The 10,331-nt window shown below is 42.8% G+C and carries 6 protein-coding genes; all 6 read right to left on the bottom strand.

Going from position 1 to position 10,331, the window contains the following annotated elements:
* Position 1: 1 nt before the first annotated feature.
* The 6 genes from M3661_RS12320 to M3661_RS12295 all read right to left on the bottom strand — a co-directional run bounded on the left by M3661_RS12320 (position 2) and on the right by M3661_RS12295 (position 10,309).
* Positions 2-1,252 (bottom strand): MFS transporter, encoded by a 1,251-nt coding sequence (locus M3661_RS12320; RefSeq protein ID WP_251485326.1) that lies wholly within the window; start codon positions 1,250-1,252, stop codon positions 2-4.
* 101 nt (positions 1,253-1,353) lie between these two features.
* Entirely contained in the window at positions 1,354-2,229 is an 876-nt protein-coding gene (locus M3661_RS12315; RefSeq protein ID WP_251485324.1) for a 3-hydroxyacyl-CoA dehydrogenase family protein, read from the bottom strand.
* A 267-nt stretch (positions 2,230-2,496) separates the two neighbouring features.
* Positions 2,497-2,745: an acyl carrier protein gene (locus M3661_RS12310; RefSeq protein ID WP_028532981.1), complete on the bottom strand. Its 249-nt coding sequence runs from the start codon at positions 2,743-2,745 to the stop codon at positions 2,497-2,499.
* Between the two features lie 27 nt (positions 2,746-2,772).
* A complete protein-coding gene (locus tag M3661_RS12305; protein ID WP_251485322.1) occupies positions 2,773-3,708 on the bottom strand; it encodes an ACP S-malonyltransferase in 936 nt (311 codons plus the stop codon).
* Between the two features lie 8 nt (positions 3,709-3,716).
* Complete coding sequence (locus tag M3661_RS12300; RefSeq protein WP_251485320.1) at positions 3,717-4,415, bottom strand: thioesterase II family protein; 699 nt, start codon at positions 4,413-4,415, stop codon at positions 3,717-3,719.
* A gap of 47 nt (positions 4,416-4,462) precedes the next feature.
* Complete coding sequence (locus M3661_RS12295) at positions 4,463-10,309, bottom strand: type I polyketide synthase (protein WP_251485317.1); 5,847 nt, start codon at positions 10,307-10,309, stop codon at positions 4,463-4,465.
* Positions 10,310-10,331: the final 22 nt, after the last annotated feature.

Raw genomic sequence — 10,331 nt, 5'->3', positions numbered from 1 at the left:
ATTACGCTCCAATTTTTTGCTTTTCCGGATTGTATTGAATAAAAGCCTTAAAGGATTTTAAGAAAAATAAAGGGATAAACAATACGGTCATTGCCATAAATCCTGCAAATACAATGTATCTTATCGGGAAAAATTCGCCTAATATACCTCCAATAAACATCGCCAGCGGTGCGAGTCCCATCGTAAGAGTTCCCTTAAGCGAGGATACCTTGCCTCTCATTTCCTGAGTAACTGTTAATTGCACCGTTGATTCGATCAGTACATTTATAATTGCGTTGAATATGCCACCGATAAATAACAAAATAGCCATGATGATAAAGTTATTCATCATGACTGCGATGGAGAAAACAATCCCTGCCAGTAATCCTGATACGGTTAGAACCATACTTTTGTGGTCAGGCTTGATCCGAAATACAGAAGTAAATATCATTCCCGCAAGCATACCTAATGTAAAGATGGCCATGGCGAGCCCGTATTTAACTTCACCTAGGTTCTCTGCATTTTTAAACATTGGTGCAAGCAATACAATGCTTATCGTTGCAAAAAAATTCAAAAAACCAGCTAGAACAATTAAGTCTCTTAGCCCTTTCATTTTCCAGACATACCTAAATCCATCCTTCATATCCTGCCAGAAGTTGAATTGTTGATCCTGACTGGTTGACTTCGGAACCTTCATGAAAAATGCGAGAATAAATGAAATGATATAAGAAATACCATTACATAAAAATAAAATGGGTGCGCCTATGAGAGAATACAGCAGACCGCCAGATGAAGGCCCTATGATTTGAGAAATGGCACGCAACATACTTAAATTGGCGCTAGCTTGTACAATCTGAGAAGAGGGAACAATATCAGGGATCGTTGAGGTCACTGCAGGATTAAAAAATGCAGCGCACGTGCCGAGAATAATCCCCGCAACAAAAGCCATCCAAATTTCGAGATATCCCATTATGGCTGCAATGCCGACGAACAGAATACATACTCCTCGAATAAAGTCCATTAAAAGGATCATTTTTCTTCTGTCTGTTCGATCTACAATGACACCTGCAAAGGGTGATATGAGAACTTTGGGCAGCAACGATGTCGCCAGTAATGCCCCCATCAATCCTGGTGAACCGGTTTCGTACAGTACCCAGAAGGTTAAGGCAATTTCATAGATGGAATCGCCTAGCGTAGAAACCAGCTGTCCTTGCCAGAGTAGAAAGAAATTCATCGACCACAACCGCTTTTTAGGTTCGCTTGTATTCTCCATGTTTCCTCCTGTCGAGAGCTAAAACAAAAGAATCGCGCTCAGTTTGGGGTGATGATCCACTCGCCCTCCGAACACGATTCCCTTGTCCAACACTTGTTTGATTATGCTTTTACGAAACTGCCTTCGTACACCGGGTAAGAATAGAATCCTTGTCCACTCTTCCTTCCATGTGTTCCGGCTTCAACCATTTTACGAAGAAGCGGACAGCAACGGAATTTTGAATCCTGGTAGCTCTCGTATAAAATGTCCAGTGATTGCACGACGGTATCCAGACCGATTAAATCAGCAGTTTCAAGCGGGCCCATTTTGTGTCCAAAGCATTTTTTGAATACATCGTCTACATCCTTCGGATTTGCAACCTGATCCTGAACCACGAATGCAGCCTCATTCATAAACAAATGGGAAATACGGTTAGACACAAAGCCTGGTAAGTCATTAACGATGATTGCTTCTTTATTCAAGGTCGAGAGAAGTTGAACAGTAGCTTCAATGGTCTCTTCCGAAGTATGGTATCCTTTGATCACTTCTACCACTGGTTTCATGATGACTGGATTCATATAATGTGAACCAATGACCTGTGTTGGCCTGTTCGTAAGTGCAGCTACTTTGGTAATCGAAATGCAGGAAGTATTAACGGCAAAAATACAATGACCGGGGCAGATTCGATCAAGCTTTAGATATACGTCTCTCTTGATCTCCCACTTCTCCGGCACGTTCTCAATGATATAGTCTGCATCTTGTAAAAGGTCATAATCCATAGTAAAGGAGATTCGATTCAGAATGGTTTCCGGCTTCTCTGCCGCGAAATCTTTGTTGTATAAGCCTTGAAAACGAATGTTGTTGGCAATTTTCTCTTTAGCTCTCGTAAGAATGTCTTCGGAAATATCAACAAGTACTACGTCATACCCGGCTAATGCAAAATTATGCGCAACGCCAGTTCCCATAACGCCTGCACCAATGACTCCAATCACCTTCATGTTTACACCCATCCCCTTCGCATCGTTTAAGGCATAGAACGAGCTGGAATCGTTATACCTTAACGCGAATTATTAAATTCAAAGCTCACAAACATACATAGTTTCGAGTCCTGCACAGAAGCTATCAATACTATCCCGACTCGACAGCCAAGAAGTGCTCTTGAGCAGGACTCAATCCATCCAATAAACCAAGTGCCGTAGAGAAAAGTCAGAAAAGAGAGCGAGAACGGTTAACTGCTTCCAGCCTCATTTCCTATGTTCTTATAATCATTGACTTACTGCAGCACTTTTGCTCGCGACGAACGTAGAAATGGCTTCAATAGACCGGAAGTTGTTCAAATTCAAATCTGTGTTATCAATGCCGATGCCGAACTCCTTCTCAATGAACATCACCAGCTGCATAGCAAAGAGAGAGTTGACATCTCCAGTCGCGAAAATATCATCTTGATCCTGCAGTTCTTTCTTCTTAATAAACTGGCTCAAAAATGCTCTTGTTCTGTTTTTGATTTCTTCCATCGTGATACACCTCATTGAATAGTATTTTTACTTGCTTGGCATTTTCAATCGCATGAACTTTTTATACGTTAAAAATTCAGCATCCAAATTGATGAGTCTTGATATTTTTGTAAGGGAATCCTCCAAGCTAACTTCAACAAAACTTTCAATCCCCCACTGACCTAATGTGAGGATGGAGGCATTCCAGTTCATTGGGCTTGTCATATTTTTGATGAGTTCATTCTTTAAATCAGAAGCGCTTTGGATGGCAGTCTGCGAAAATACGGATAATATCGGGATATCGCCATCACAAATCGAAATCTCCTCGACAAGATGCACGAACCTGTCAATGCCTTCTGCTGCATACGGTGAATGAAACGCATAGGGAGCATTGATGGTTGAAGCCTTGATTGCTCCCTCTTGCTCAGCGAGTCTCAGTACCCGATCAACGCTGTCCTTAATTCCTGAAACAACCAGACACGTATCGTTGTTCTCGCTAGCCATATATACGTCATGTTCCGACGTTCCTCGGGCGATGAGATCGTGAACCTCATTGTACGTCTTCCCAACGATTACCCCCATACTGCATGGAATAGCAAAGCTTTTGGGGTATTCATAAATCGTTTGAAGCATTCGCAGTCCGTCGGCAAAAGAAATGGACTTGCCACAAGCCATAGCCGTAATTAAGCCCATACTATAACCAGCCATAATGGCAGGCTTTATGCCTGAATCGACATATTGATGATACACAAGATAATCACATGTATAAATCGTAATCCAATCGTAGAACATCCTGTCGCATTCGATATGCTGAGAGTGGAACAGATAGCCGAGCAAATCGATTCCAATCTCCTTATTTACCGTGTAGCAGTAATCCTTCAAGGCATGAAGCTGGCCTTCTTCCAACATGCCCAAGAGCTCCCGATAGTCCGCTCCAACACCCTGAAAAAGAAATGCCCGCTTGTTATCCGTTAACTTGTTCATGACCACCCTCATTTTTCAGGCAATAATTCGCCCTCCATAATATTCACGATTGTACTGGTATGATCGTTAATAAAAAAATGATCCCCCATAAAATGATAGAACTTGATCCTTTGTTCGCATAAGTCATCCCATTCAATCTCTTGCTTGCCATCAATCCTATCTTCAAGCCCAATAAATACGGAGATGTCACATTTAATTTTCTCTGTTCTTTGCTGAAACTCGTAGTTTTCCATGATTCTGATGTCATTTTTTAATATAGGAAGATAAAACCTCATTAATTCTTTGCTCTGCGAGAGCTCTTCATGGGTGCCTCCCAAGGCAATGATTTTTGCAATAAACTCATCGTCAGGCATCGTGGAACTGACATACATGTTATTTTTCACAATGGGTGATTGCCTGCCTGAGAAAAAAATATGCGCTGGCTTCCGTTGTCCTTCTGCAGTAACTTTATAGTACAGTTCGTAGGCCAGAAGCGTTCCCATGCTATGTCCATATAGCGCATACTCGTCTTTCTGAATTTTATCTTTTATTAAAGAGTAAATATCGTCGACTGCTTCTGTCATATCCTCATAGAAGTCTTGACCGAATCTCTCCCCCCTTCCCTTTATTTCGATGGCTTCAATATCTATAGCGCGATTTGCGAGTTTACTCCAGTTCGAGTACGCACGCTTGGAGCCGCCTGCGAATGGTAAACAGAACAATTTCATGGGTACGTTCTCCTCCGAAGTACGAAGTAACAGGTAAATTATCGTCGTTAATTAAGCAGGGAGTTGATCTCGGACAAAATATCCTCGACGGATTCTTCATTATTGGTTGCGTTGCTGCCATTCTGTTCTGTCTCTTCAAAGCTCATAGCTTCGGTTACTAAATAGCCATTCAATTTCCGTAAGGATGGATAATTGAAGAAGACAGAAATGTCGACTTGCAGATCCAACAGTGCCTTTATTTCATTTCTTAAGGAGAAGATCATTAAGGAATCTACTCCTTGTTCGGTAAAGGAACTATCAACCGATAACTGATTGATATCCTGAAATCCGATAATGTCAGCTGCAGCTTTATGCAGCAAGGATAATAGATACTCGGATCTCTCCGTTTCACTTAATTCATGGAGCTTGGCGATGACATCTTCTTTTGCCGCCGATTGTTCACCTTGTGTTCCTCGCGAATGATTGTTCGTGATGAAGTTGCTTAAAAACGCTGTCACTTCATCCACACCAGTCCGCTGACTAAATAGCTCCCAATTTGCATCGACAACGACAATGGAAGCAAGATCCTTATGAAATACCTTGTCAATCATTTTCTTGCCTAGCTCTTTGGACATTCCATAGAGCCCTTTATTCTCAATGTTCTTTAATATATTGCTGTTGCTTGTCGCCATCCCAGCTTCTTCCCAAGGTCCCCAGCAAATCGACATCGCCGGCATTCCCAGGCTTCTTCTGTATGCTGCAAATCTATTCATAAAGTAATTGGCCGCCGCATAATTGGCCTGCCCCATATTCCCTACTACCGATGAAATAGATGACATCATCACAAAGAAATCCAAGCTCTCATCCTGCAATGCATGATGCAGGTGGAAGGATCCCCATACCTTTGTCTTGAATGCGTTTTCGAAGCTGTTCCAGGTTTGATCTTTGATCATCTTATCATCAATGATACCGGCCGCATGAACGACACCTTTAATCGTCAGGTTGTTCTGTTTCAACTTCTGTACCATTGCGATTACGTCAGCCTCGTCACTCACATCAGCCTGTTCAAGGGTGATGTGCACTCCCTTTTCCTTCCACGAGTTCATCGTTTCAAGCAATTTGCCAGAGGCTTGGCTTCTGCTTACTAATATGATGTTTTTGGCGCCTCTGTTGATCAGATACTCTGTGTAAACTTGACCAATGGAACCAGTGCCGCCTGTGATCAAATATGCGGCGTCATCATCAATTCGAATCGCAAGCTCCTCTTTATTCGCACGGCTCTTGGAGTTTCTAATCAGCTGAGGAATATACCTCTTATGCTGTTCTCCGAGCACGACCTGCTTCTCTTCTCCATGTAGGATTTCGTTGATAATGTCGTCTATTTCGTTTTTTAGCATATGGGTATCTGTATCAATAATGCCATCCCATAACAGCGTATGCTCAAGACGAATAACTTCGGTAAATCCCCATAACGGAGCTTGATAGAGTGATGTAGCTGCACCTTTCACTGCGTCATCTATCTGATGCACATTATTCGTTATTACCTTGATTTTCATTTTGTTGGAGTAATTTAATTCAGTTATCGATTGAACGAGATGCAATAACCCGCTGCATTCCTTTTCAACGGTATCTTTCAATTGGTCAGCAGTCAGATTATTTAGCTTAGCCTCATCTGCTGTACTTATATAAATAAGCTTGCACGTATCCTTTCCATATCGACTCGCGATATTTTCCAGCAGCCTCTTTACGTCGTGCTTATTGGTGTACGAAACAAAGAAGATATCATCATCATGCTCTACATATTTATCACTTTGTATGACTCGAATCGAAGGTATTCCATAACCATTTAACCTTTCATGGAATCGATCGATGATATCCGGGTCATTACCGATGAGTACCATTTTTTCGTTACCGCCAGCTTTTGTATTCTTGCTGGCTCTAGCTTGTTCCATCCATTCCACTTGATAGAGCAGACGCTCGCCATTATTATTTATTTCTTTGAGTAAGGTATCCCGCTCCGTTACCTTCGCCATTAACCTCTCAATTTCAAAGACGATTTCTCCCTTTTCATTGTAGACATCGATATCGCCCACTACGCCGGATTGTTGAGAATCATCCACCTTAATATGGCACCAATAGCTTTCGGCATCTCTATAGTGATATTTCAATTTGCCTAACGAGATGGGAATAGCGGTCTTTAATGCATACGCCTCTCTTTGTGAGTCCATTCTCATGCTCAATTCGGATACAAAGAATATAGATTGGAAGATAGAGTCTATCGTACCTGCATACACGATGTAGTCTTTGCCATTTGGAATGTCCTTTTTGGGATCGATATAGCAGAGTCCTTCAGCTTCACCCTTCCATACTTTCGAGATTCGGGTAAAGCCGTCCCCTAATTGAAAACCAAACTTTTTCATTACATCATAGGCATTGTATCCGGATGTTACTTCAGGGTACTTGTTTGTGAGCTCATCAATCGACACACGCTTCTCTGATTCACGCTCTTGTTCTTGGGACATGAGAATATTTCCCTTGCAATGTGTCATCCAATTCTCATGCTGTGACTGCTTATCTGTACTTACAAGTTCAAATTTCATTTGCTCAAGATTAGTATCCTCGATAAGGAATTGCACAACCCGCATCTCGTCTTGTATTGCTGTTAATGGGGCATGAAATTCCACATTGGATATCGTACTGCTTGCAGGATTACGGAAATCCTTAGCAATCGAGATGAGCATAGACATATGAGCAGCAGCAGGAGCTATCGCGGTATCGAAGATAATATGTTCCTGCATGAAATACGGATTCTCTACTGTATACGTAGATTGGTACAAGGCACTATTCTTTAGATATGGAGTGCTGATTCTCTGTCCAATAAGCGGATGGTAGTCAGTACCTGCAAGCGCAGGCATGCTGTCCTCATGAGAGCACACTGGCTGCATCCAGTAAGAAGCTTCCCGATCAAACACATACGCAGGCAATGCTACTCGATTGTATGAACGATTGAAGCTTGTCTCGAGCCCTTCCCACAGGATCGATACGCCATGGCAATACAGTTCTCCTAAGCAATGCATGATTTGCTCCCATGCATTTTTCTTCATATCAAGAGAGTTCAACAACAGATGCTCTTTATTCAGGATGAGCTTGCCAAGCGAGCATAATGTGTTGTTTGCTCCAATTTCGAGGAATATGGTGTTTTGCGCATCCTGTAATTGGGATAATGCATGGTAGAAATCGACTTTATCCTTGATGTGATTCGTCCAGTAGTCGGCGTCTAATACTTCATCTTGTTCCACGGCTCTCCCGAGGGTGGCCGATATATAGGTCAGCCTACTGCTTCTAAATTCCACCTCGTTCTGCGCAACATCTCGAAATTGCTCCAATATCGGAATCATTAAGTGAGAATGGAATGCATGAGATACATGCAGTCGATTCACTTTCACTTTTCTGTTCTCTGCTTCCGTCGAGATTGCCTCAACAGCATCCCGCTCTCCGGATATTACGATACTCTCTTCTGCATTATGCAGGGCAATAGACACCTTACCCTCATAGCCTCTCAGCAGATCTTCGATCACAGTCTTACTTGTGTAAATAGCCGACATTGCTCCCTCTCCCGGAGCTGAATCCATCAGTTGACCGCGAAGCGCAACCAGCTTCACTGCGTCCTCAAGTGTCAGAATGCCAGCGGCAACTGCTGCAGTATATTCCCCTATGCTGTGGCCCAGCACGATTTCAGGAGTAACCCCTACACTCTCCCAGAACTTGAGTAATGCATATTCGATTGAAAAGATTAAAGGCTGTGCATAGAGGGTTCTCGCAATATCTTTCCCGGTATATTTATCGCTATAGATCATTTCTACTAACGACTTATTGATAAACGGCTCAAATAATCGATCACATTGGTCAAAAGTCAATTGGAACGAAGGGTTATGTTCGTACAACTCCTTCCCCATGCCGACGTACTGCGATCCTTGTCCCGTAAACAAGAACACCAGCTTGGTGTCCTGATGCATATCGATGTGTTCACGATGTCTCGTGGAGATCCCCGCTTTGTTGTTCGTATCTATGTAGGCTTGCAGCCTGTTCACTAACTCTTCTCGGTTCTGACCCGTAACCGTAAGCCTGTAAGCAAAATCAGCCTTGGCCTTATTATTGGTATACGCAAAATCGTTGAGCGCAATCTGAGGGTTTCTCTTCAAATATGCAAGATTGCTTTTCACATTTTCGACTAATGCCTTTTCACTTTTGGCAGCTATTTTTACGATAGTGATAGGATCAGTATCTTTTGTCTGTGGCGCTTCTCTCTTAGGCGGCTCTTCCAAGATGATGTGGGCATTGGAGCCTCCGAAGCCAAAACCGTTAACGCCCACCCTTCTTACTCGACCTTCGCTTTTCCAAGCTGTATTTTCAGCAATAACGGAAACCGGTGATTTCTCCCAAGGAATAAAAGGGTTAGGCTCATTAAAGTTCAAATTTGCAGGGATAACCTCATTTTTGAACGCTAATAGCACCTTGATAATACTAGCCACTCCTGCTGCCGCTTCCAAATGCCCAATATTCGATTTCACCGAACCAATCTGAAGCGGATTGTCCATAGCTCTATCTTTGCCATAGGTATTGACAACGGCCTTCACCTCAATCGGATCACCAAGCTTAGTACCGGTTCCGTGCATTTCCATATAATCAACATCGGAATAATTCAATCTTGCTTCTTTTAGTGCTTTCGTGATTACTTTTTCTTGAGCTAACCCATTCGGTGCCGTTAATCCATTGCTCTTGCCATCTTGATTGATCGCGGTTCCTCTTACGATACCAAGAATATTATCGTTATCCTTTTTTGCATCACGCAGGCGTTTTAAGATCAACACCCCGCCGCCTTCACCTCGACCATATCCATTTGCTGCAGCATCGAAACTTTTACTTTGTCCGTCGGTAGATATGGCTTCCAGCTTGGAGAAGCACACATGAACGGCAGGTGAAATCATCAAATTCACCGCACCCACGACTGCGGTATCTACCTCACCAGATTTAATCGCTTTGCTAGCTAAATGAAGTGCAGTCAGGGAGGAAGAACAGGCGGTGTCCACACAGAAGGAAGGCCCTTCAAACCCAAACGTGTAGGAGATTCTGCCGCAAGCGGTACTGAACGTTGTTCCAGTAAGCGAGTAGGCATCTATTTTAGTTAAATCTCCCGATTTATAGTGGCCGAACGAATACTCTTCTCCGGCGATTCCGATATATACCCCCGTGTTGCTTCCATAATGCTGAGCAATATTGATGCCCCCATTTTCAAATGCCTCCCATGTCAGTTCCAGCAGCAGTCGCTGCTGCGGATCGAGAGACTTGGCTTCTTTGGGTGACATATTAAAAAATTTCGGGTCAAATCGATCAATGGGTATGTTTAGAAATCCACCCTTCCTGGAATACATCTTTCCAGGCTCTTCTTTGTTATCGCTAAAATAGCGATCAACATCCCATCGATCTGCTGGCATATCACAAATGCCATTAATTCCGTTCATTAACACGTCCCAATATTCCTCAGGACTATTGGCTCCCCCTGGAAAACGGCAGCTGATTCCGACAATTGCAACATCATCATCGGAATTAGGTTCTTCCGAGTTCCTGCCCGGGTTCTCATTGCTCAATGCAGATGTTTCTGATTGGTTTAATGCGTTGTATAAGAAGTCCGTATACAGATTGATGTTCGAGTTCTCAAAAATCGATGTAACTTCGATATCCAGCCCAAATTGCAAGGACACTTTTTTTGTAAAAAGTGGGATGTCCACCGACACTAATCCCAAGTTGATAAATGGTTCGTTGTAATCCTCCACTTTTTCATCCAAAATGTCTTCCACTAATTCTGCCAAATACGCCGTAATCTCAGCTTTGGTAAAGGATTTTTCTGCACTCATCTTGTCTCATCTCCTCCTTAAA

It is taken from the genome of Paenibacillus sp. MER 180 (assembly GCF_023713665.1).
Classification (GTDB): Bacteria; Bacillota; Bacilli; order Paenibacillales; family Paenibacillaceae; genus Paenibacillus_B; species Paenibacillus_B suaedae.
The sequence above is the reverse complement of the archived record's forward strand: the minus strand, read 5'-3'. Positions and strand labels throughout refer to the sequence as shown.

Bases quoted from the DNA above. Each gene is read 5' to 3' on its own strand.
- M3661_RS12320 (WP_251485326.1), bottom strand. From the start codon at position 1,252: ATGGAGAATACAAGCGAACCTAAAAAGCGGTTGTGGTCGATGAATTTC.
- M3661_RS12315 (WP_251485324.1), bottom strand. From the start codon at position 2,229: ATGAAGGTGATTGGAGTCATTGGTGCAGGCGTTATGGGAACTGGCGTT.
- M3661_RS12310 (WP_028532981.1), bottom strand. From the start codon at position 2,745: ATGGAAGAAATCAAAAACAGAACAAGAGCATTTTTGAGCCAGTTTATT.
- M3661_RS12305 (WP_251485322.1), bottom strand. From the start codon at position 3,708: ATGAACAAGTTAACGGATAACAAGCGGGCATTTCTTTTTCAGGGTGTT.
- M3661_RS12300 (WP_251485320.1), bottom strand. From the start codon at position 4,415: ATGAAATTGTTCTGTTTACCATTCGCAGGCGGCTCCAAGCGTGCGTAC.
- M3661_RS12295 (WP_251485317.1), bottom strand. From the start codon at position 10,309: ATGAGTGCAGAAAAATCCTTTACCAAAGCTGAGATTACGGCGTATTTG.